Source organism: Burkholderia ubonensis (assembly GCF_001718695.1).
GTDB classification, from domain to species: domain Bacteria; phylum Pseudomonadota; class Gammaproteobacteria; order Burkholderiales; family Burkholderiaceae; genus Burkholderia; species Burkholderia ubonensis_B.
This window is the reverse complement of record NZ_CP013422.1, coordinates 23,371-45,903: the sequence shown is the minus strand read 5'-3', so window position 1 is coordinate 45,903 and position 22,533 is coordinate 23,371. Positions and strand designations below refer to the sequence as shown.

Genomic DNA, 22,533 nt, shown 5'->3' with positions numbered 1-22,533 from the left:
TGTGGTGACGGGATACCGGCGCAGTCTAGGCAGAATTTTGATAACTCGCTAATGACGTTTTGGGCGATTACGATATCGATTCCGATATCGATATAAACCCGTACGATGCCCGAAGCCAGCCCGTGGGGGAACCGCAGCCGCCTGAAGACCCGCCAGCTCCTGCTGGTCGTCGCGCTCGCCGACGAAGGCAGCATTCATCGCGCGGCGGCCGCGCTGAACATGACGCAGCCGGCCGCGTCGAAGCTGCTGCGCGAGCTCGAGGAATCGATCGGCGCGGTGCTGTTCGAGCGCCTGCCGCGCGGGATGCGGCCGACGCTGTACGGCGACGCGCTGATCCGCCACGCGCGCGCGGCGCTCGGCAGCCTCGACCAGGCGCGCGAGGAACTGGCCGCGCTGAAGGCCGGCCATCTCGGGCACGTGGCGGTGGGCGCGATCACGTCGCCGGGGCTGCGGCTCGTGCCGCCGGCCGTCGCCGCGGTGAAGGGCACGCATGCGAACGTGCGCGTGTCAGTCGAGATCGACACGAGCAACGCGCTGCTCGAACACCTCGCGCAGGACAAGCTCGACATCGTGCTCGGCCGGCTGTCCGCCGAACACGACAAGCTGCACCTGCGCTACGAGCCGCTGACCGGCGAGCCGGTCGCCGCGGTCGTGCGGCCCGGCCATCCGCTGCTCGCGCAGGCGCCGCTGTCGCTTGCCGACGTGCAGCGCGCCGCGTGGGTGATGCCGCCGGCCGGCAGCGTGCTGCGCCATCGCTTCGAGCTCGTGTTCCAGCGCGCGAGCCTCGCGCCGCCCGCGAACGTCGTCGAGACGGCCGCGCTGCTGTTCATCACGCAGCTGATCGAGCAGAGCGACATGATCGCGGTGCTCGCGGAGGACGTCGCGCGGTACTACGCGCGACACGGAATCGTCACGGTGCTGCCGCTGGAGATGGATTGCCGGATGGACGATTTCGGGATCATCACGCGCACCGACCGGTTGCATTCGCCGGCCGTCGCGGTGATGGCCGATGCGCTTCGGGCAGCGGCGCGCGACGTGTATGGTGTCGCGCTCTGAGGTGGGGGAGCGGGTTGGCGGGGATGGCGGGCAGGTCGGCGGGCACGGGTGGCAGGCTTGCCGTGTCGCGCGCCGCCGTTACGCGTTACGCGTTACGCGGCCGCGGACTCGATCACCGGTTCGCAGCGGATCGGAAAGTCGACCGAGTTCGCGATATAGCACTTCGCATGCGCATCGTGATGCAGACGCGCCGCCAGCTCGCGATCGTCGCCCGCGCGGATCGTCACATGCGGATGCAGCACGATTTCGCTGAAACAGCCGTGGTCGGGGCCGTCGAGCATCGTTCCGTGCGCGTCGTCGAGATACGCGAGCACGCGGACGCCGGCCTCCGCGCAGAGATGCAGATACCAGAGCTTGTGGCACGCCGACGCCGACGCCACCAGCAGATCCTCGGGGTTCCAGCGCTGCGCGTCGCCGCGGAACGCAGGATCGGACGAGCCCGGAATGTCGGGCTTCGAACCAGCGCGAATCACGTGATCGCGGCCGTATTCGCGATACCCGGACGTGCCGCTGCCGCGGTTGCCGGTCCACTCCACAGCCACGCGGTACTTGTGTTCGCCATGCGCCATTTCGATCTCCTCGGTGACGGAACGTGAGGCCGCCATTGTGACACCGGAAGGCGGGTGATTCGGCGGGCGGGTGCGCGGTTGGTCACGCGGTCGGTCACGACGGCGGGTTTAGGCTTCGTGAGCAGCCATAGCGCGGGCGGGCCGATGGCGTGCGCGGTCTGGCCGTCTGGCCCGTTTCCCGAAGCGCCCGAAGCGCGGGCATACCGCGGCACTCGCGCGTCGTGCGTCGTGCGTCGTGCGTCGTGCGTCGTGCGTCGGGCTTCGGGCTTCGGGCTTCGGGCTTCGGGCTTCGGGCTTCGGGCTTCGGGCTTCGGGCTTCGGGCTTCGGGCTTCGGGCTTCGGGCTTCGGGCTTCGGCCATGGGCTTCGGCATCGGCTTCGGCATCGGCTTCGGCTTCGGCTTCGGCATCGGCTTCGGCTTCGGCTTCGGCTTCGGCTTCGGCTTCGGCTTCGGCATCGGCTTCGGCATCGGCTTCCGTCATCGGCTTCGGCTTCGGCTTCAGCCATCGACTTCACCCACCCCCTACCCATCCACCCGCCTCCCCGGCACCGCACCGGTCGTGCCGCGCACCACCAGCCGCGGCAACGACGCCGTCCGCACGCGCGCGGCATCGTCGATCCGGCCGCCGGCCTCGCGCAACGCGTTGAGCAGTTCGACCGCGAGCCCCGCGGCCTCGGCGGTCGGGATCGCGACCGTGGTCAACGTAGGACGCGTGTCGCTGGCCAGATGGATGTCGGTGATGCCGACGATCGACAGATCGTCGGGCACGCGGTGGCCGCGATCGGCCGCCGCGTGCAGCGCGCCGATCGCGGGCAGATCGTTGGTCGCGACCAGCGCGGTCAACTCGGGATGCGCATCGAGCAGCCGGCCGGCCGCGCGCACGCCGCCTTCGATCGAATCGGGCTCGGCCGCGACGATCGACGCGTCGAGCCCCGCTTCGCGCATCACGTCGACGAAACCGTCGTAGCGCGCCGCGTGCACGCCGCTCGCCGAGCCGCCGACGATCACGCCGATGGTCTTGTGCCCGAGTTCGAGTAGATGCCGCGTCGCGATCCGCCCCGCCTCGCGGAAATTCACCGCCACGCACGGCAACCCTTCGGGCGGCGCGTCTGGCCGCTCCCACAGGCACGGTACGACCGGCACGCCGCGCCGCGCGACGTCGACCAGATCCGGCAGGTGCAGGTTCGCGTTGGTCACGAGGATGCCCTCGGAAATCGTGCCGGCGATCTGGTCGAGGTACGCACGCCCCTGCAACGGATCTTCATTCGTGTTGCAGACGATCAGGAACTGCCCGTTGCGCCGCACCGCGCGCTCGACCGCCAGCGCGAACTCCGGATAGAACGGGTTCGCGATGCTCGACACCATCAGCGCGACCGTCGGCGCGCGCCCTTCGGCCAGCGCGCGCGCCGCCAGATGCGGCCGGTAGCCGAGCGCCTGCACGGCCTCGAGCACCCGCGCGCGCGTCGCTTCGCCGACCCGCCCGCGATCGCGCAGCACGTTCGACACCGTCGCGGCCGTCACGCCGGCGCGACGCGCCACTTCGTCGAGTGTCGCCATGATTTGCCCACTATATGAGAGGTGAATCCAGTATTTGCTTCGCTACCCGAAGCAGCGCACTATCGCCGCACACCCTGCCGCTCGACCGTCGAGCGCGACTCGGCCGCGATCGCAATCGCCTATTTTTTTGATCGCGATGATTAAGCGCTTAAGCATCGATCGAAGCGCATTAAAACATGGAGCGGAGACAATGGCGAGCATCTCGATGCGTCGCGTGCAGAAGGCTTATGGCGAGCACGCGCCGGTCATACGCGACGTCGATCTGGACATCGGCGCGCATGAGTTCTGCGTGTTCATCGGCCCGTCGGGCTGCGGCAAGTCGACGTTGCTGCGGATCGTCGCCGGCCTCGAGGATCTGAGCGACGGCGAGCTGTCGATCGACGGCCGCCGCGTCGACGACGTGCCGGCCGCCGAGCGCGGCGTCGCGATGGTGTTCCAGAGCTACGCGCTGTATCCGCACATGACCGTCTACGAAAACATGGCGTTCGGCTTGAAGCTCGCGCGCGTGCCGAAGGCCGAGATCGACCGCAAGGTGCGCGACGCCGCGCGGATCCTGCAGCTCGACACGCTGCTCGAGCGCAAGCCGAAGGCGCTGTCCGGCGGCCAGCGGCAGCGCGTCGCGATCGGCCGCGCGATCGTGCGCGAGCCCGGCGTGTTCCTGTTCGACGAACCGCTGTCGAACCTCGACGCGGCATTGCGCGGCCAGACGCGCATCGAGATCGCGAAGCTGCATCGGCAGTTCGAGCGCGCGAGCGTCGTCTACGTGACCCACGACCAGACCGAGGCGATGACGCTCGCCGACAAGATCGTGCTGCTGCACACGGGCGCCGACACCGCGCGGCACGGCAGCATCGCGCAGATCGGCACGCCGCTCGACCTGTATCACCGCCCGGCGAGCCGGTTCGTCGCCGGCTTCATCGGGTCGCCCGCGATGAACTTCCTGCCGGCCGTCGTCGTCGCCTGCGACGCGCGGCGCACGACCGTCACGCTCGTGGCCTCCGGCGAATCGTTCACGCTGCCGCGCGACGGCTCCGCGCTCGCGCCGGGCGCAGCCGTCACGCTCGGCATCCGCCCCGAACATCTGACGCTCGGCGCCGCGCCCGACGCGACGACGCTCGCGCGCGACGTCGCGCTGGTCGAGCGTCTCGGCGAGCAGACCTACGTGCATCTCGATCAGCCCGGCGGCGCGCCGCTGATCGCGAAAGTGCCCGGCGACGCGGCCGTGCACGCCGGCGAGCGCGTGCACGTGCACGCAGCGGCCGCCGCGTGTCATCTGTTCAACGAAGACGGCCGCGCGGTGCCCGCGTGCGCCGACCTTCCCGTCCACCATTACGCATAAGGATCGGGCATGCGCCTCGGAGTCTGTTACTACCCGGAACACTGGCCGGAATCGATGTGGGCCGACGACGCCCGCCGCATGAAGGCGCTCGGCATCGTGCAGGTGCGGATCGGCGAGTTCGCATGGAGCCGCATCGAGCCGTCGCCGGGAGAATACGCGTGGGGCTGGCTCGACCGCGCGATCGACGCGCTCGGCGCGGCCGGCCTCGAGATCGTGATGTGCACGCCGACGGCGACGCCGCCGAAATGGCTCGTCGATCGTCATCCCGACATCCTCGCTATCGGCGCCGACGGCCTGCCGCGCAGGTTCGGCTCGCGCCGCCATTACGACTTCTCGTCGCCGACCTATCTGGAAGCGTCGCGCCGGATCTGCACCGCGGTGGCCGAACGCTACGGCCGCCATCCGGCCGTGCGCTACTGGCAGACCGACAACGAGCTCGGCTGCCACCAGACCGTCGTCAGCTACTCGCCGGCCGCGCTCCTGCGTTTTCGCGCCTGGCTGAAGGCGCGCTACGGCACGATCGACGCGCTGAACCGCGCGTGGGGCACCGTGTTCTGGAGCATGGAGTACCGGCATTTCGACGAGGTCGATGCGCCGGTGGGCACCGTGACCGAAGCGCATCCGTCGCATCGCCTCGACTACCGCCGCTTCGCGTCCGACGAGCTGGCGCGCTATCACCGGATGCAGGTCGACGCGATCCGCGCGCATTCGCCGGGCCGCCCCGTCGCGCACAACTTCATGCAGCTGTTCACCGAGTTCGACCACTATGCGGTCGCGCGCGACCTCGACGTCGCGACCTGGGACAGCTATCCGCTCGGCGCGCTGGAGGAGCTGTGGTTCGCGCCCGACGTGAAGGCGCGCTGGCTGCGCACCGGCCACCCGGACTTCGCATCGTTCAATCACGACCTGTATCGCGGCATGTCGAAGCAGCCGTTCTGGGTGATGGAGCAGCAGCCGGGCCCGGTGAACTGGGCGCACTGGAACCCGGCGCCGCTGCCGGGGATGGTGCGTCTCTGGAGCTGGGAAGCGTTCGCGCACGGCGCCGGCTGCGTGTCGTATTTCCGCTGGCGGCAGGCGCCGTTCGCGCAGGAGCAGATGCACGCGGGCCTGCACACGCCCGACGATCGGCTCGACGAAGGCGGCCGCGAAGCGCAGCGGGTCGCGGGCGAAATCGCCGCCGTGCTCGACGCCGATGCCGACGGTGCGGTGCGCGCCCCCGTCGCGCTCGTGTTCGACTACGAAGCGAAGTGGCTGCTCGAAGTCCAGCCGCAGGGCGCCGATTTCCACTACCCGCGCTTCGCGTTCGAGTATTACTCGGCGCTGCGCGCGCTCGGCCTCGACGTCGACATCGTCTCGGCGCACGCGCCGCTCGACGGCTACCGGCTCGTCGTCGTGCCGCCGCTGCCCGTCGTGCCGGACGACTTCGCGGCGCGGCTCGCCGCCTCGGGCGCGCATGCCGTGTTCGGCCCGCGCACCGGATCGAAGACCGTCGACCTGCAGATTCCGCCGGCGCTGCCGCCCGGCCCGCTCGCGTCGCTCCTGCCGTTGCGCGTGTGGCGCGTCGAATCGCTGCGCCCGAACGTGACCGAGCGCATCGACGGCGCGCTGCGCGACGGCTCGCCGTTGAGCGGCGACGCGCGCCACTGGCGCGACCTCGTCGAGCTGCACGACGACGCGCGCAGCGTCGTGCACGCGCGCTTCGCCGACGGCCATCCCGCGTGGGTGTCGCACGGCGCGTTTCACTATTGGGCCGCGCTGTTCGACGATGCGACCACGTTGCGCGGGTTCGCCGACGTCGCGGCCGAAGCGGGCCTCACGCCGACGCCGCTTGGCGACGACGTGCGCGTGAGCCGGCGCGGCGGCCTGACCTACGTGTTCAACTACGGCAGCACACCGCACACGATCGATGCGGTGGCGCCGTCCGCGTTCGTGGTCGGCGCCGCGCAGGTCGAGCCGCAAGGCGTCGCCGTGTATCGAAGCCGTCCGTAGCATCGCCCCCGGCGCACGCGCCGGTCACGCACAACGACATACAGGAATGGAGACAGACATGACACATCGCCCCCTTCGCGTCGCCGCCCGGCTGGCGAGCGCCGCCGCCATCGCGTTCGCCTCGCTCGGCGCCGCGGCGCCCGCCGACGCCGGCACGCTGACGATCAACATCGCGTTCAAGGGCGCGAGCCAGCGCGCGGTCTGGCAGTCGACCATCGACGCGTTCCACAAGGCGCATCCGGACATCGACGTGAAGCCCACCTACGTCGACGAGGAAGCGTACAAGGTGCAGCTTCCCGCATGGCTCACCACCGTCGCGCCCGACGTCGTCAATTGGCACGCAGGCGAACGGATGGCGTACTACGCGCGGCGCGGGCTGTTCGAGGACCTGAGCGGCGACTGGAAGAAGAACGGCTGGGATGCGATGTACGCGTCGACGCGCAGCGCATCGTCGTACAACGGCAAGCAGTACGCGGCGCCGACCGTCTACTACTCGTGGGGCCTCTTTTATCGCAAGGACCTGTTCGGCAAGGTCGGCATCGCCGACGAGCCGAAGACCTGGGACCAGTTTCTCGATGCGTGCAAGAAGCTGAAGGCGGCCGGCATCACGCCGATCGCGGTGGGCGGCCGCGACGCATGGACGCTCGCCGGCTGGTTCGACTATCTGGACCTGCGCCTGAACGGCAACGCGTTCCACCAGCAGCTGATGGCCGGCGACGTGCCGTACACCGACGCGCGCGTGAAGAAGGTCTACACGACGTGGAAGTCGCTGATCGACGCGGGCTACTTCATCGACAACGCGCTGTCCTACGATCTCGACGGCGCGCAGCCGTTCCTGTTCCAGGGCAAGGCCGCGATGATGCTGATGGGCACCTTCATCGCGGCGGGCTTTCCGCCGAACGTCAAGCAGGAGATGGGCTATTACCGCTTCCCCATCATCGACCCGAAGGTGCCGACCGCCGAGGACGGCCCGGTCGAATCGCTGCACATCCCGACCAAGGCGAAGAACAAGGCCGATGCGCATACGTTCCTCGCGTTCGTCGAGACGCCGGAGATGGGCGCGAAGCTCGCGGAAGGGCTCGGCTCGCTGTCGGCGAACAGCAAGTCGCCGGAGCCGGCCGATCCGATCTCGCGGATCGGCTTCCGCATCCTCGCCGACACCAAGGGCGGCGTCGCGCAGTTCTACGATCGCGACATGACGAAGGAAATGGCCGACGAAGGGATGAAGGCGATGCAGCAGTTCGTCTCGAATCCCGCGCAGCTCGACAGCGTGCTCGCGCAGCTCGAGCAGACCCGCAAGCGGATCTACAAGAAGTAACCGTGCGACCCGTGCGGCGGCCCCGCGCCGCCGCATCCGTTGTTTCAGGAGGCTTGCCGTGTCCAGTCCGACCACGTCCCGATCCGTTCGAACGCCTGCCGGCGCGGCCGCCGCACCGCCGGCGCGCGGGCCGAGCGCCGCGCTGCCCGCGCGCCGCCCGTCGCCTGCCGCGCGGCGGCAGCGGCGCGCCGCCTGGCTGTTTCTCGCGCCGGCCTGCGCGATGGTGGCCGTCTATGTGATCTGGCCGATCCTGTCGACGCTGTGGTTGAGCCTGTGCAACTGGGACGGGATGACCGAGCGCACCTTCGTCGGCCTCGCGAACTACGCCGAGCTGCTGCACGCGCCGACGTTCTACACCGCGCTGCGCAACAACGTGATCTGGCTCGCGATGTTCATGCTCGCGCCGCCGCTCGGCCTCGCGCTGGCGCTGTACCTGAATCAGGCCGTGGCCGGCATCCGGCTCGTGAAGTCGCTGTTCTTCGCGCCGTTCGTGCTGTCGGGCGTGGTCGTCGGGCTGATCTTCTCGTGGTTCTACGATCCGACCTTCGGGCTGCTCGCGCTGATCGCCGGGCACGGCATTCCGGTGCTCGGCGATGCGCGCTACGCGACGTTCGGCATCGTGCTCGCCGCACTGTGGCCGCAGACCGCGTACTGCATGATCCTGTACCTCACCGGCCTCACGTCGGTGAACCCCGAGCAGATCGAAGCGGCGCGCATGGAAGGCGCGCGCGGCTTCGCGCTGCTGTGGCACGTCGTGCTGCCGCAGTTGCGGCCGACCACGTTCATGGCGATCGTCGTCACGGTGATCGGCGCGCTGCGCAGCTTCGACCTGATCTCGGTGATGACGGGCGGCGGCCCGTTCGAGAGTTCGACCGTGCTCGCGTATTACATGTACGACCAGGCGATCAAGTACTACCGGCTCGGCTATTCCGCGTCGATCGCGGTCGTGCTGTTCGCGATCATGCTCGTCTACATCGTGTTCCAGTTGCGCCGCATGCTGCGCAACGAGCAGTGACTTTCGGGAGTTCACTCATCATGTTTCCGACACCCGTTGCCCAGTGGAAGCCGGTATCGCGCCGGCTGTACAAGCTGTCGCTGCCCGTCGCGCTCGTGATCTGGCTGCTGCCGATGATCGCCGTGTTCGTCACGTCGGTGCGCTCGACCGAGGAGCTGGTCGAAGGCCACTACTGGGGCTGGCCGCGGCATTTCTCGATGATCGAGAACTATCGCGATGCGCTGACCACGTCGCCGATGCTGCATTACTTCTGGAACAGCGTGCAGATCACGGTGCCGTCGGTGCTCGGTTCGATCGCGCTCGCGGCGATGGCCGGCTTCGCGCTCGCGACGTATCGGTTTCGCGGCAATACCGCATTGTTCGGCACGTTCGTCGCGGGAAATTTCGTGCCGGTGCAGGTGCTGATGATTCCGGTGCGCGATCTGTCGCTGCGGCTCGGGGTGTTCAATACGGTCGAGGCGCTGATCCTGTTTCACGTCGCGTTTCAGACGGGCTTTTGCACGCTGTTTCTGCGCAACTTCATCAAGCAGCTGCCGTTCGAGCTGATCGAGGCAGCGCGCATCGAAGGCGCGGGCGAGTGGACGGTGTTCTGGCGGATCGTTTTGCCGTTGATCCGGCCAGCGTTGGCTGCGCTCGCGATTCTGGTGTTCACGTTCGTGTGGAACGACTACTTCTGGGCGCTGTGCCTCACGCAAGGCGACGAGGCCGCGCCGATCACGGCGGGCGTCGCGGCGCTGAAGGGGCAATGGACGACGTCGTGGAACCTCGTGTCGGCCGGGTCGATCCTCGCGGCGTTGCCGTCGGTCGCGATGTTCTTCGCGATGCAGAAGCACTTCGTCGCGGGGCTGACGTTCGGGGCGACGAAGGGGTGAGGGTGGCGCGGTGCGCGGTGCGCGGTGCGCGGTGCGCGGTGCGCGGTGGCGGTCGCAGATCAGGAGTTCGTCCTCTTCATCGAGAGGTTGCCCGCTTCGGCGGGCTTTTTTCTGGCGATCCGGGGAACGTTATCGATTTTCGACCGAGGACACCAGAGTAACTGTTGAGCGCTATCACGAAGCCACGCTAGCCAATTGCTACTCATGTCTGCGGCCGACCGTACACACATTCTTGAAATTGTCCGTACATCCCGATGCTACGTCAGTAATGGAAGCCATGACTTCTTACACCATCGGAGTCCCCTCTCATTCCACGATAAAAATCCGATAATCCCAGCAATTTCATGATTTTTTTCGTCCTCAAAACTCCGAACAATTCATCCCTTAAGGTCGCAAGAAAAAACAGTGTGCTGATGGAAATAGTCGCCACAAACAACATGCAGATCACCAAACGCAGTTCATTCCACGAATTTATCGCGAATGAAAATAATATCAACGCGCCAAAAAATAGTATCGTATTCACTATCAAAAACATGTAGAAAACCATCTTGCCAAAGCCATTTTTCAACACTTCGGGCAGGCCCGGCGCGAACACGACAACCCGCTGCTCGGGATTATTTACTGCGACCAGATGGCCCTCGCCTTTAAAGACAACTGCAACTTTATCCCCATCCTTGAAGGGAACCGTCTCAAACCATCCACGCATTAGCTTCCCGGCCATCTCCATCTCGATCCAATACCCTTCAGGCAACTTCGGGCGTGCCCTATCGGAATCATTTGCTATCGCACTGTTTAGCGCCATCGCATCATCGCCGATCGCCGCAAGCATCAAAGGCGCGACTTCCCTAGCCACATCTTCGAAATCACCAAATTTAGATCGTTGATAGTGGGCGCGCGTTGAGCGCAGGTTCGATACAACGCCACCAAGCGAATGAAAAATCATTGTTCCTCCCAGCGATGGCGGCGACTTATTTTACTGTTGCAGCGCAGCTTGAAGAGCGATGCACGCATACGGACCAAGTTAATGCGGCGGTGCCACCAGTCGAGGACGGCGGGAGGTATCAGCATCCCCGACGGCGCGACACGCCTCTGCGATACACCTCGGCGCAGCTACGGAAACGCGCCGCGCGTGACTCGACTGCGATGGCATAGCGCATCGCAATTCGCTGGGTACATGCTTGTCCGCGCGCTGGGTGGCGGCTGGAATGTCCCGGCATGAATTTGGCGTCCGCATCGGTAGCATCCCGGGGCACTCGACGGCCTGCGCTAGCGGGCATCACCGTGGCCCGCCCAAACAACACCACACCGCACCGCCATCACCGGCCGCTCACCATCGACATCCGCATCAGCGACGCGTCATATCGACGGACAGGATTTCGAACCCCGGTTCGGCGTGTTCGTTCGCCGCCGCGAGTGCTTCGTCGTAGGACAAAAAGGACATGGCGTCCTCGATCACGGGCGCGAGGCCGATGTCGCCGTCCTCGCCGGTGCAGAGGAATTGCTCGCCGGTTTTAACCACGTAGATGTTCGCCATGTGGCCCTCGATGGTTTGCATGGGGGGAACTTCCAGTCTAGCTGTCATGGTCCGGTTCGCAACTTCGACGGCAGGCCGGCCAGCCGGCTTGCCGCCGCTGCCTGGAAGAACCTTGCGCCCGTATGTACCCGCCGCAACGCGTACGAGCCTTCGCCCGAACGCGGATCAGCAACAGGCTCAGCCTTTGCCGCGCCCACCCGTCGCTTTGCCCGCCGAGGCCGAACCACCGCCCGGCTTGCCGCCCGATTTACCGCGCGGCTTCTGCACGCTGAACGGGCTGCCGCTGATCACGCTTTTCGCGCCTTTCCCGCTTGCCGCACCCGCGCCGCCCGCGCGCTTCGCCCCCGGCTTGCCGCTCCCTTCCCCACTCCGCGGCCGCGCCTGCTTGCCCGGCATCGGCTTGGCGGCCGGCGCGGCCTGCAACACTTTGGGCTTCTTGGGCTTTTTGGGTTTCTTGATGATCTGGCCCGTTGCGCTGGTTTGCGGCACGCGGTGTTCGGCTTCAAAACCCGGCTCTTCTTCACGGGGCAGCGTTTGCCGGATCAGCGCTTCAATCGCGGCCAGTTGCGGCGCTTCATCGGCGCACACCAGGGACACTGCCACGCCGCTGGCTCCCGCGCGGCCGGTACGGCCGATGCGGTGCACATAGTCTTGCGCCACGATCGGCAGATCAACGTTGATCACCAGCGGCAGGTCGTCGATGTCCAGCCCGCGCGCAGCCACATCGGTGGCTACCAGCATATGGACTTCGCCCGTCTTGAAGCGCTCCAGCGCACGCAGGCGCGCGGGTTGCGGTTTGTCGCCGTGGATCGTGTCGACCGCATAGCCCGCTTCATCCAGCATGGCCGCCAGGTAATCCACGCCTTTGCGGGTTTTGACGAACACCAGCGCGTGCTTCCAGTCGTTCTCAGCCACAAGGTGCATGAAGAGGTCAGGCTTGTTCCTTTTATCCACCGGCACCACCCACTGCTTGATCTTGCCGGCCGTGGCATTGGGCGGGCTGACGCTGATCTTGACCGGGCCGCGCAGAATGCCCGCCGCCATGGCGCGGATATCATCGCTAAACGTGGCGGAGAACAGCAGAGTCTGGCGCTGAGCGGGCAACGCGGCAAAGACGGCGTCGAGTTCGCGCGCAAAGCCCAGATCCAGCATGCGGTCGGCTTCATCCAGCACCAGCGTTTGGACTTGATCGAACTGCACCGCGTTCTGGCGATTGAGATCCAGCAAACGGCCCGGCGTGGCAACGAGCACATCCACGCCTTTGCGCAACTTCATCATCTGCGGGTTGATGCTCACACCGCCGTAGGCGGCCAGCAATCGCAAGTCGAGGCCTTTGCCGTAGTCGATAAAGCTTTGCAGCACTTGTTCAGCCAGTTCACGCGTGGGCACCAGCACCAGAACGCGCGCGCGGTTGCTGGACACCGCCGGGCCGTGCTGCACCAGCCGTTGCAACAGCGGGAGCGCAAAACCCGCCGTTTTGCCGGTGCCGGTCTGTGCCGCGGCCATGACGTCCTTGCCACTGAGCACAGCGGGAATCGCCTTGACCTGCACCGGCGTAGGTGTCTGGTAGTCGAGATCCTGCACGTTGCGCAGCAAGGGATCGATCAGGCCAAGCGAGGCAAAAGACATGGGCGTATTCCGGCTAAAACCGCAATTCTAGCGGTTACCGCGCCGCCGGCCCGCGGCTGCGCGCATTCCTACGCGCGGCCCGCGCCCGTCTTCCGCAGCCGCATGTCGACCGCGCCGACGTTCTTCTCGTGCGACACGAGCATCAACGTCAGCGCGTGATGGATCTCGGGGTTGTCCAGCGTCGGCAGCAGCGCCTGCAGCTTGCGCACGACCCAGCGCTGGCCGCGGTTCAGGAACGCCATCCGCTCGGAAAGGTCGTCGATCGCCATCGCCTTTTCGTAGAACGCGCCGGTCTTGCGGGTCGGCGTCGCGTTCAGCGACCTGATCGCGTCGACGAGCACGCTGCACCAGTGCGCCTCGTCCAGGCGGATGCCCGCGACCAGCCGGTGGAGATCGGGATCGTGGTCGATCTCGGCCGCCGTCCCGGACGCGACGCGCGCGCCCGCGCGCTCCGCTTCCAGCAGTTCGTCGAGCGCGGCCAGCAACGCGCTGCGGTCGGCGTCCGCGTCGGCCGGGCGCGCCGCGCCGGTGCCTTGGCCGAGGCGCGCCGCCGCATCGAGCGCGATCCGGCGCAGCACGTCGCCGGCCGGCTCGATCGCCCGGATACGGCCGACGCCCGTGCCCGCATACAGCGCCATCGCCTCGAAATCGCCGGTCATCGTGCGCAGCGGAGAATCGGTGCTGAACAGATAGATCGGCCGCCCTTCCTCGTCGCCGATCACCACGCGCGCGTCGCCGAACGGATCGCCGCGCTCGCCGCGCGTGACGCTCGACGGCAACACGCGCACGCGCGCGCCGCGCGGCCAGTTGATGTGAAAGACGTCGGTCAGCAGCGTGTCGCCGTCGCGCCCTTCGACGATCCGCTGCTGGTGATACGGATGCGCGAACGACTCGTGCGTCGCGATGAACGCGGTGCCGATCACCGCGCCCTGCGCGCCGAGCGCCATGGCGGCGGCCACGTCGGCGCCGTCGGCGATCCCGCCCGCGGCCAGCACCGGCAAGCGCGTCGCGCGCACCACCTGTGGCAACAGCTCGACGAGCGGCCGATCGCCGCGCACATGCCCGCCGGCCTCGTGCCCCTGGACGATCAGCGCGTGCGCGCCGGCCGCGTCGGCCGCCTGCGCGTCGTCGACCGAGCCGACCTGATGAACCACGCGCACGCCCGCATCGCGCAGGCGCCGCACGACGTCCGGCATCACGTCCCAGAACAGCGCGACGACCGGCACCCGCAATTCGATGCACGCATCGAGCTGCGCGTCGAGCAGTTCGCGCGGCGTCGACGCCGGAATCAGGTTCACGCCGAACGGTTGCGCGGTGGCCGCGCGAACCCGCTCGACCTCGCGCCGGATCAACGCGACCGGCTCACGCACCATCCCGAGAAAACCGAACCCGCCGGCGGCGCTCACCGCACTCGCCAGCTCGGCCCGCGCGACACCGCCCATGCCCGCGAGCACGATCGGCCAGGCACAGCCGAGCAGGTCGCACACGGGGCGATGCAGAATCTCTACGGCGCGGGCGTCGAGCCCGTCGCCACGCGTCGGAATCGACATGCAGCGTCCTCCTTTCTGGATCGGCGGCGCACCACGGCCGACCGCCCGCAGTGCGCATTGCGCGACAGCGAAACGGAGCGTGGCGAACCGCACATCGAATTGCTCACATTGTGACATATCCGACCGTTCGGCTGCGGCGGCAACCGGTATTTCCCGATATTCGTCGCTACAGCGGCGGCGGCGCATCGGCCCGCTCGATGCGAATCATGTTGATCACGACAGCGGCAGCTGTCGACCGCATGACGCGCTGCGATTCGTCGCGCTCACAGGTGCAGCCAACGCACACTCGGACATGCTCGCGCAGCAGCGCTGCCGGCCCTGACCGAAGGGATGCGCCGTCACCGCATTGTAGAACCGCGCAAGCCAGAGATCGTTCCGCCTCCACAGCCGCATGCGGCGATGAAGCGCGCTGATGTCGCGCCGGCCAGCCCGAAGGCCACGATCGGCCTCGCCCCCGGTCTGCGCACCGGCGGAGGCAGGCGCTGCACCCACCGGCGGCACGATCGACGACAGTAGCACGTCAGCGCATACCGGATCTTGACGCGCCGCCGGGCACGATCGCGCCTGGGCTTGACGCCGCCCGGGGCGCTACGCGCGCGTATGGGGATATGATCCACAGTGGCCGCACCGCGTTTCCGGGCGCGCCGCGCGCGGGCTTGCCCGAAGGCGGCGCGCCGGTCACGGCGGGCGGCCGTATTGCGGGCGCGATCGGTGTGTCCGGCGTAGAGTCCGGACCGGATGCACGGCTCGCCCGCGCGGCATACAAAGCGTCGCGGCCTGATCCGCGCGCGTTTTCCATTCCCCGGGAGGACTCACGATGATCGACCATGACGGACTGCAAGTCGCGGATGCACTGAGCCAGTTCATCGAAAACGAAGCGCTGCCGGGCACCGGCATCGACAAGGCGGCATTCTGGCGCGGCTTCTCCGCGCTGGTGCACGACCTCGCGCCGCGCAACCGCGAACTGCTCGCGGAACGCGACCGCCTGCAGCAGGAACTCGATACGTGGCACCGCGCGCACCCCGGCCCGGTGCGCGACCATGCCGCGTATCGCGCGTTCCTCGAGCAGATCGGCTACCTGGTGCCCGCGCCCGCGAACGTCGCGGCCGCCACCGAGAACGTCGACAGCGAAATCGCGCAGCAAGCCGGCCCGCAGCTCGTCGTGCCGCTGTCGATTCCGCGCTATGCGCTGAACGCCGCGAACGCGCGCTGGGGCAGCCTGTATGACGCGCTGTACGGCACCGATGCGCTGCCCGAGGACAACGGCGCGGAACGCACCGCGGCCTACAACCCTACGCGCGGCCAGCGCGTGATCGACTATGCGCGCGGCGTGCTCGACAACGCAGCGCCGCTCGCGCGCGGCTCGCACCGCGACGCGCTGCGCTACCGCGTGCAGGACGGCCAGCTCGCGGTCGAGACCAACGCGGGCGTCACGCATCTCGCGCAGCCGGAACAATTCGCCGGCTACCAGGGCGCGCCCGACGCGCCGTCGGCGATCCTGCTGAAGCACAACGGCCTGCACATCGAGATCCAGATCGACGCGTCGGCGCCGATCGGCCGCGCCGACGTCGCGAACGTGAAGGACGTCGTGCTCGAGGCGGCGGTCAGCACGATCATCGACTGCGAGGATTCGGTGGCCGCGGTCGATGCGGACGACAAGGTGCAGCTCTACCGAAACTGGCTCGGCCTGATGCAGGGCACGCTCGTCGAGGAAGTGTCGAAGGGCGGCAAGACCTTCACGCGCCGCCTGAACGCCGACCGCGACTACACGACGCCCGCCGGCGGCACGCTGACGCTGCACGGCCGCTCGCTGCTGTTCATCCGCAACGTCGGCCACCTGATGACCAACGGCGCGGTGCTCGACCGCGACGGCCACGAGATTCCGGAAGGCATCCTCGACGGCGTCGTCACGACGCTGTGCGCGCTGCACGACCTGAAGTCGAAGCGCAACTCGCGCACGGGCTCGATCTACATCGTGAAGCCGAAGATGCACGGCCCCGTGGAAGTCGCGTTCTCCGACACGCTGTTCGCGCGCATCGAAGACCTGTACGGCCTGCCGCGCAACACGCTGAAGATGGGCATCATGGACGAGGAGCGCCGCACCAGCGTGAACCTCGCCGCGTGCATCGCGGCCACCGCCGCGCGTGTCGCGTTCATCAACACGGGCTTCCTCGACCGCACCGGCGACGAGATGCACTCGTCGATGGAAGCGGGCCCGATGATCCGCAAGGGCGACATGAAGACGTCGGCGTGGATCACCGCGTACGAACGCAACAACGTGCTCGCCGGCCTCGCCGCCGGGCTGCGCGGCCGCGCGCAGATCGGCAAGGGCATGTGGGCGATGCCGGACCTGATGCACGCGATGCTCGAGCAGAAGATCGGCCATCCGCGCGCGGGCGCGAACACCGCGTGGGTGCCGTCGCCGACCGCCGCGACGCTGCATGCGCTGCACTATCACCTGGTCGACGTGCAGGCCGTCCAGCAGGAACTCGAGAAGATCCCGTACGCGGGCGAGCGCGACGCGCTGCTCGAAGGGCTGCTGACGATCCCGGTCGTCGAGCGCGCCGAATGGAGCGAAGCCGAGATCCTGCGCGAGGTCGAGAACAACGCGCAGGGCATCCTCGGCTACGTCGTGCGCTGGGTCGAACAGGGCGTCGGCTGCTCGAAGGTGCCCGACATCAACAACGTCGCCCTGATGGAAGACCGCGCGACGCTGCGCATCTCGAGCCAGCACATCGCGAACTGGCTGCGCCATGGCGTGATCACCGAGGACTTCGTGCTCGGCGTGTTCAAGCGGATGGCGCGCGTCGTCGACCAGCAGAACGCCGGCGACGCGAACTACCGGCCGATGGCGCCCGACTTCGATGCGTCGTATGCGTTCAAGGCCGCGTGCGCGCTCGCGCTGCAGGGCACCGCGCAACCGAGCGGCTACACCGAGCCGCTGCTGCACCAGTTCCGGCTCGCGTTCAAGGCGCAACAGCAAAGCGCGTAAGCAGCCGCACGCGGGATTTCCCGCATGCGTTTTGACGAGACGGGTGGCCGATTTCGGCCGCCCGTTTTTCAATATGAATATCGCGGCTCGCGTCCGCGCAATCGGTCACCCAATTGCCTTCCGCGCGCAATTTGCAAGTAGAGGTTAAAACCCCAATTTGATCCGAATCAACGGTGCGCGACATATTCAGCGCCACTTGATGCGCGCGTTATACTCGGACCCATCTGCGGCACGATTCGTACGACCTTCGATTCACGAATAAACCCATCCGCGAACGCGATCTGATCGGTTCGCCCGGATGCGATTGCCGACGATCGGCATTCGTCTTTCGATGGTCCGTCAGCGCGGGCGCCCCGGGGGCGCGTATCGGACCGCCAGCTACGTGTCACACGAATAATCGCATCGGCTCGCCGTCCGGCCGCGATGCCCATCGTTCCATGCGCCATGGCTGAAACCGACTACGCAGTGCCCCGCGAATCCCGCCGGACCGGCCGCGTCGTCGCTCGCGTGCGCCGTGCGCTGCTTCCGCACCTGATTTTCTACTCGGGACTGCTGATCGCGCTGATCCTGCTCCTGCTGTGCGGCATCGTGCTCTACGAGGGCCGGATCGACGCGCGCGAGCGCGCGCGCACCACGCTGCAGAACCTCGCGCTGATGGCCGCGTGGGACATCGAGCGCAACATCGAGATCTATTCGCTGTCGCTGCAGGCGGTCGTCGACGGCGCGAACGACCCGGCAGTCGCGAATCTGCCGATGCGGGTGCGTCGCCAGGTGCTGTTCGACCGCGCGACCACGGCCAAATACCTCGGCGGCATCTACGTGCTCGACGCGAACGGCGACATCGCGGTCGACGGCAAGACCGACATCCCGCGCAAGTTCAACTTCGCCAACGAAGCGTATTTCGCCGTCCATCGCGATCATCCGGACGTCGGGCTGTACGTGAGCGACCCTTACCATTCGCGGCTGCGCAACGGCTCGCCGAGCATCGCGCTCAGCCGCCGCATCTCGCAGCCTGACGGCTCGTTCGGCGGCGTCGCCGTGATGTCGATCCGGCTCGAATATTTCCAGGACCTGTTCGCGCGCCTCACGCTCGGCGAGCGCGGCGCGATGTCGCTGATCGCGACGAACGGCCGGATGCTGATGCGCAAGCCGTACGACCCGAAGATCATCGGCCGCGACATCAGCAAGGCCAGCACGTTCAAGCATTTCATGAGCGCGCACGACGGCAGCTTCGCCGACACCGCGTCGATCGACGGCGTGCGGCGCCTGTACGTGTTCCGGCACCTCGACAACCTGCCGCTGATCATCATGGTCGCCGAGGCCGAATCGGACATCTACGCCGCGTGGTACGACCGCGCGATTCCGATCGGGTCCGCGATGGTGCTGCTCGCGCTCGGCTTCGTCGGCCTGTCGCTGCTGCTCGACGTGCAGCTGCGCAGGCGCCATCGCGCGGAAGCCGAGCTGCGGGCGCTCGCGCGCACCGACGGCCTCACCGGCCTCGACAACCGCCGCATGCTCGACCTCACGCTCGAGCGCGAATGGCGCCGCGCCGCGCGCTCGCAGCATGCGCTGTCGCTGCTGTTCGTCGACGTCGACTACTTCAAGCGCTACAACGACACGCAAGGCCATCAGGCCGGCGACGACGCGCTCGCCGCGGTCGGACGCTGCCTCGCCGGCTGCCTGCGCCGCCCGGCCGACTACGCGGCGCGCTACGGCGGCGAGGAATTCGTCGTGATCCTGCCGGGCGTGGACGCGAGCGGCGCGGCCGCGGTCGCCGAGACGATCCGCGCGAGCATCCACGAGCTCGGCATCCGGCACGACGCCAGCGAGTTCGGCCGGCTGACCGCCAGCATCGGCGTGACGACCTGCTATCCGGAACGCGGCGACACCATCCAGGCCGCGCTGAAGCGCGCCGACGACGCGCTGTTTCGCGCGAAGGCGAGCGGGCGCAACCAGGTCGTCGTGCACACGGCGGCCGACGGCGAGCGCGCACCGCGCCGCGCCTGAGCGGCGGCCGGCCGGCACCGACCGTCGCCGCGCACCGCAAAATCGCCGACAATGTCGGCTCGCCGCGCCGCCGCGCGCAGCACGCGTGCGCACCGCCGCGCCCGCTTCGGACCACCATGAGACTCAAGGCAAAGATCTTCCTTCTGGCCATCGTGCCGTTTCTCGTCGCGATCGCCGGCATCGGCTTCGGGGTGCGCCACCAGGCGACGTCGCTCGCGCGCACCCAGCATGCGACGATCCAGTCCGCGTACCTGTCGAGCAAGGAAGTCGAGCTCAAGCATTACGTCGACCTGGCGACGAGCGCGATCATGCCGCTCTACGAAGCGAGCGGCAGCAATGCGCGCGACGACGCGCTGCTGCGCACGCAGGCGCTCGCGATGCTGCAGAAAATGGATTTCGGCCCCGACGGCTATTTCTTCGTGTACGACCTGCACGGCAATTCGCTGATGCATCCGCGCGAGCCCGAGCGGGTCGGCCACAATTTCTGGACGATGCGCGACCCGCAGGGCAGCCTGACGATCCAGCAGCTGATCAACGCCGCGTCGCACGGCGGCGGCTACGTCCGCTACGTCTGGCAGCGCCCGTCGACCGGGCGGGCCGCGCCGAAGCTCGGCTACGTCGTCGCGCTCGAGCGCTGGGGCTGGATGGTCGGCACGGGCATCTACCTCGACGACGTCGACAACGCGCTGCAGAGGATCGACGCGCGCGCGTCCGCGAACATCGAGCGCACGATGAGCTGGCTGACCGTGATCGCGCTGGCCGGCGCGGCGGCGATCGCCGTCTGCGCGCTGGTGCTGAACGTCAGCGAATCGCGCAGCGCGGATGCAAAGCTCAAGCAGCTTGCGCAGCGCGTCGTCGAATCGCAGGAACAGGAGCGCGCGCGGCTGTCGCGCGAGCTGCACGACGGCATCAGCCAGATGATGGTGTCGGCGAAGCTGATGCTCGAATCGGCGCTCGCGCGCTTCGAGCGCGGCGCGACGCGCGTGCCCGAGGCCGAGCAGGCGCTCGCGTCCGGCGTCGTCCGGCTCGGCGACACGCTGCGCGAAGTGCGGCGCATCTCGCACGCGCTGCGGCCGGCGATGCTCGACGATCTCGGGCTCGCGGCCGCGCTCGACCAGCTCGTGCGCGAGCTCGGCGCGGAAAGCGGCGTCGACATCGGCTACACGCAGGTCGCGCACAGCGGCGCGCGGCCGCTGCCCGCCGCGGTCAACACCGCGCTGTTCCGGATCGCGCAGGAAGCGCTCAGCAACATCGTGCATCATGCGCAGGCATCGCGCGCCGCGGTGACGCTCGACGTCGCGACGCACGCGGTCACGCTGAGCATCGCCGACAACGGCTGCGGGTTCGACGCCGAGCGCTCGCAGGCCGACGCGCGCGGCGGCATCGGCCTGCGCAACATGCGCGAACGCCTCGACGCGCTCGGCGGCGCGCTGACGATCACGTCGCAGGTCGGCCACACCGTGGTGGCCGCGCGCGTGCCGCTGACTTCACCGGCCTGACCGCGCGCGCCGCCACTCGATTCAAGGAGACCCATCGCCCATGAGCGCCCCGGACACCCCCGCAAGGCTCCCCGCCGACCCCGTCGCCCAGCCGGTCGCCCAGCCGGTCGCCCGCCTTCTGCTCGTCGACGACCATCCGCTCGTGCGCGACGGCCTGCGGATGCGGCTCGAAGCGGCCGACCTGTCGGTCGTCGGCGAGGCCGGCAACGCCGACGAGGCGCTGGCGCTTGCCGAATCGCTCGAACCCGATCTCGCGCTGATGGACGTCGGCATGAACGGCATGAACGGCATCGCGCTCGCCGGCGTGTTCCACGAGCGCTTTCCCGGCATCCGCGTGCTGATGCTGTCGATGCACGACAACGTCGAATACGTGACGCAGGCCGTGCGCGCCGGCGCGAGCGGCTACCTGCTGAAGGATTCGCCGGCGAGCGAGATCGTCCGCGCGATCGGCGCGGTGCTCGCGGGCCACACGTTCTTCAGCGAAGGGCTCGCCGCGCGGATGATCCACGCCAGCGCGGCGGCGTCGCCGCTCGATCGCCTGACGCCGCGCGAACGCGACATCCTCGATGCGCTCGCCGAAGGCCTGTCGAGCAAGCAGATCGCGCAGCAGACCGGGCTGTCGGTGCGCACCGTCGAGACGCACCGGCTCAACCTGAAACGCAAGCTCGACATCGAAGGACAGGCCGAGCTGATCAAGTTCGCGGTCGAGCATCGGCGGCGGTAGCGGGGCTGGGCAGGGCAGGGCGCGCGCGTGCGTCGCGTGGCAGTTCCACCGTCGCGCAGTGGCCATGTGCGGCGGCGGCGACCGCAAAAGGAGGTCGTCGCCTGCCGAGCGGATGGCCCGCCACGGCATCGCCCCGTTCACGCGACGTATATCACCCCGTCGACCGCTTGCGCACGCCAGCTGGATTTCGGCCGCACGCCAATGAAAAAGGGCGCCCTGGAGCGCCCTTGATTCATACGGACCGACCGAGCGCGTCGCTCAGTTCGTCCGCGCGTTGTGCTTCTGCAGGAACGCGATCAGCCCGTCGATGCCGCCTTGCGCGAGCTGGCTCTTGAACTGCCCCTGGTAGACCTGGATCAGCCACGCGCCCGACATGTCGATGTCGTAGATCTTCCAGTCGTTGCCGATCTTGCCGAGCCGGTAGCCGACCGACTGGCTGTCGCCCGGCGTCGTCACCGTCGACTGCACGAGCGCGTCGGCGCCCGACGCGCCGCCCGCCTTGAACGAGAACTTCGCGTCCTGGTTGCCGAGCTGCGCGAGCGACGCGGCGTAGGTGCGCGTCATCAGCAGCTTGAACTGCTTGTACAGCTCTTGCTGCTGTTGCGGCGTCGCCTGCTTCCACGCGTCGCCGACCGCGATGCGGGTCGTGCGCTCGAAATTCGTCGCGGGCAGGAAGCGCGCCTCGACCACCTGCGTGACCTTCGCCATGTCGCCGCCGCGTGCGACCGGATCGGCCTTCATCGCATTGACGGTGCCCTCGACCGCATTGCGAACCACGTCGACCGGCGCACTCTGCGCGAAAGCGGAAATCGACACGGTGGCCGCGGCGAGAAAAGCAAACAGATGACGTTTCATACGGATATCGCACTCGCTAAGGAAAGAC

Annotated in this window: 19 protein-coding genes; 11 read left to right on the top strand and 8 right to left on the bottom strand. The window is 67.8% G+C overall.

Annotated features, from left to right (window positions below; all coding sequences use genetic code 11):
* Positions 1-105 precede the first annotated feature (105 nt).
* Entirely contained in the window at positions 106-1,056 is a 951-nt protein-coding gene (locus tag WJ35_RS20245; RefSeq protein ID WP_069239840.1) for a LysR family transcriptional regulator, read from the top strand.
* A gap of 92 nt (positions 1,057-1,148) precedes the next feature.
* Here the strand turns inward: WJ35_RS20245 and WJ35_RS20240 are convergent, their stop codons facing one another.
* The 3 genes from WJ35_RS20240 to WJ35_RS20235 all read right to left on the bottom strand — a co-directional run bounded on the left by WJ35_RS20240 (position 1,149) and on the right by WJ35_RS20235 (position 3,182).
* Entirely contained in the window at positions 1,149-1,625 is a 477-nt protein-coding gene (locus WJ35_RS20240; RefSeq protein ID WP_034193745.1) for an OsmC family protein, read from the bottom strand.
* Between the two features lie 94 nt (positions 1,626-1,719).
* Positions 1,720-2,106: a hypothetical protein gene (locus WJ35_RS31850; RefSeq protein WP_196222110.1), complete on the bottom strand. Its 387-nt coding sequence runs from the start codon at positions 2,104-2,106 to the stop codon at positions 1,720-1,722.
* Positions 2,107-2,147: 41 nt separating this feature from the next.
* Positions 2,148-3,182, bottom strand: coding sequence for a LacI family DNA-binding transcriptional regulator (locus WJ35_RS20235; protein WP_069239839.1), 1,035 nt, complete (start codon positions 3,180-3,182; stop codon positions 2,148-2,150).
* A 190-nt stretch (positions 3,183-3,372) separates the two neighbouring features.
* Here WJ35_RS20235 and WJ35_RS20230 point away from each other — a divergent pair, with 190 nt between their 5' ends.
* The 5 genes from WJ35_RS20230 to WJ35_RS20210 are packed head-to-tail and all read left to right on the top strand — an operon-like array spanning position 3,373 to position 9,715.
* Positions 3,373-4,521 carry an ABC transporter ATP-binding protein gene (locus WJ35_RS20230; protein ID WP_069239838.1) on the top strand — a complete coding sequence of 383 codons (1,149 nt, stop codon included), beginning with the start codon at positions 3,373-3,375 and terminating at the stop codon, positions 4,519-4,521.
* A gap of 9 nt (positions 4,522-4,530) precedes the next feature.
* Positions 4,531-6,510 (top strand): beta-galactosidase, encoded by a 1,980-nt coding sequence (locus WJ35_RS20225; protein ID WP_069239837.1) that lies wholly within the window; start codon positions 4,531-4,533, stop codon positions 6,508-6,510.
* 58 nt (positions 6,511-6,568) lie between these two features.
* Positions 6,569-7,828, top strand: a complete 1,260-nt coding sequence (locus WJ35_RS20220; protein ID WP_014724276.1) for an ABC transporter substrate-binding protein — start codon at positions 6,569-6,571, stop codon at positions 7,826-7,828.
* A 58-nt stretch (positions 7,829-7,886) separates the two neighbouring features.
* Entirely contained in the window at positions 7,887-8,843 is a 957-nt protein-coding gene (locus WJ35_RS20215; RefSeq protein ID WP_059622416.1) for a carbohydrate ABC transporter permease, read from the top strand.
* Between the two features lie 20 nt (positions 8,844-8,863).
* On the top strand, positions 8,864-9,715 hold the full coding sequence (locus tag WJ35_RS20210; protein ID WP_011881166.1) for a carbohydrate ABC transporter permease: 852 nt from the start codon (positions 8,864-8,866) through the stop codon (positions 9,713-9,715).
* Between the two features lie 262 nt (positions 9,716-9,977).
* Here WJ35_RS20210 and WJ35_RS20205 read toward each other — a convergent pair whose 3' ends face one another.
* The 4 genes from WJ35_RS20205 to WJ35_RS20190 form a co-directional block, all read right to left on the bottom strand.
* Positions 9,978-10,658, bottom strand: a complete 681-nt coding sequence (locus WJ35_RS20205; RefSeq protein WP_155121951.1) for a hypothetical protein — start codon at positions 10,656-10,658, stop codon at positions 9,978-9,980.
* Positions 10,659-11,060: 402 nt separating this feature from the next.
* On the bottom strand, positions 11,061-11,249 hold the full coding sequence (locus WJ35_RS20200; protein WP_014724274.1) for a hypothetical protein: 189 nt from the start codon (positions 11,247-11,249) through the stop codon (positions 11,061-11,063).
* A gap of 177 nt (positions 11,250-11,426) precedes the next feature.
* A complete protein-coding gene (locus WJ35_RS20195) occupies positions 11,427-12,878 on the bottom strand; it encodes a DEAD/DEAH box helicase (protein ID WP_069239835.1) in 1,452 nt (483 codons plus the stop codon).
* A 68-nt stretch (positions 12,879-12,946) separates the two neighbouring features.
* The gene (locus WJ35_RS20190; protein ID WP_069239834.1) at positions 12,947-14,428 is read right to left on the bottom strand and encodes a nitronate monooxygenase; all 1,482 of its coding nucleotides are present in this window, start codon (positions 14,426-14,428) and stop codon (positions 12,947-12,949) included.
* Positions 14,429-15,036: 608 nt separating this feature from the next.
* Between WJ35_RS20190 and WJ35_RS30565 the strand changes: the two genes are divergently transcribed.
* The 5 genes from WJ35_RS30565 (at position 15,037) to WJ35_RS20170 (ending at position 21,650) form a co-directional block, all read left to right on the top strand.
* The gene (locus WJ35_RS30565) at positions 15,037-15,249 is read left to right on the top strand and encodes a heme-binding protein (protein WP_080484398.1); all 213 of its coding nucleotides are present in this window, start codon (positions 15,037-15,039) and stop codon (positions 15,247-15,249) included.
* Entirely contained in the window at positions 15,246-17,420 is a 2,175-nt protein-coding gene (locus tag WJ35_RS20185; RefSeq protein WP_069239833.1) for a malate synthase G, read from the top strand. Before WJ35_RS30565 ends, WJ35_RS20185 begins: the two co-directional genes overlap by 4 nt.
* 444 nt (positions 17,421-17,864) lie before the next feature.
* Positions 17,865-19,427, top strand: coding sequence for a sensor domain-containing diguanylate cyclase (locus WJ35_RS20180; protein WP_069239832.1), 1,563 nt, complete (start codon positions 17,865-17,867; stop codon positions 19,425-19,427).
* A 116-nt stretch (positions 19,428-19,543) separates the two neighbouring features.
* Complete coding sequence (locus tag WJ35_RS20175) at positions 19,544-20,926, top strand: cache domain-containing protein (protein ID WP_060231393.1); 1,383 nt, start codon at positions 19,544-19,546, stop codon at positions 20,924-20,926.
* A gap of 40 nt (positions 20,927-20,966) precedes the next feature.
* Positions 20,967-21,650 (top strand): response regulator, encoded by a 684-nt coding sequence (locus WJ35_RS20170; RefSeq protein ID WP_010090212.1) that lies wholly within the window; start codon positions 20,967-20,969, stop codon positions 21,648-21,650.
* A 258-nt stretch (positions 21,651-21,908) separates the two neighbouring features.
* Here WJ35_RS20170 and WJ35_RS20165 read toward each other — a convergent pair whose 3' ends face one another.
* Positions 21,909-22,505, bottom strand: coding sequence for an MlaC/ttg2D family ABC transporter substrate-binding protein (locus tag WJ35_RS20165; RefSeq protein WP_010090215.1), 597 nt, complete (start codon positions 22,503-22,505; stop codon positions 21,909-21,911).
* Between the last annotated feature and the right edge of the window lie 28 nt (positions 22,506-22,533).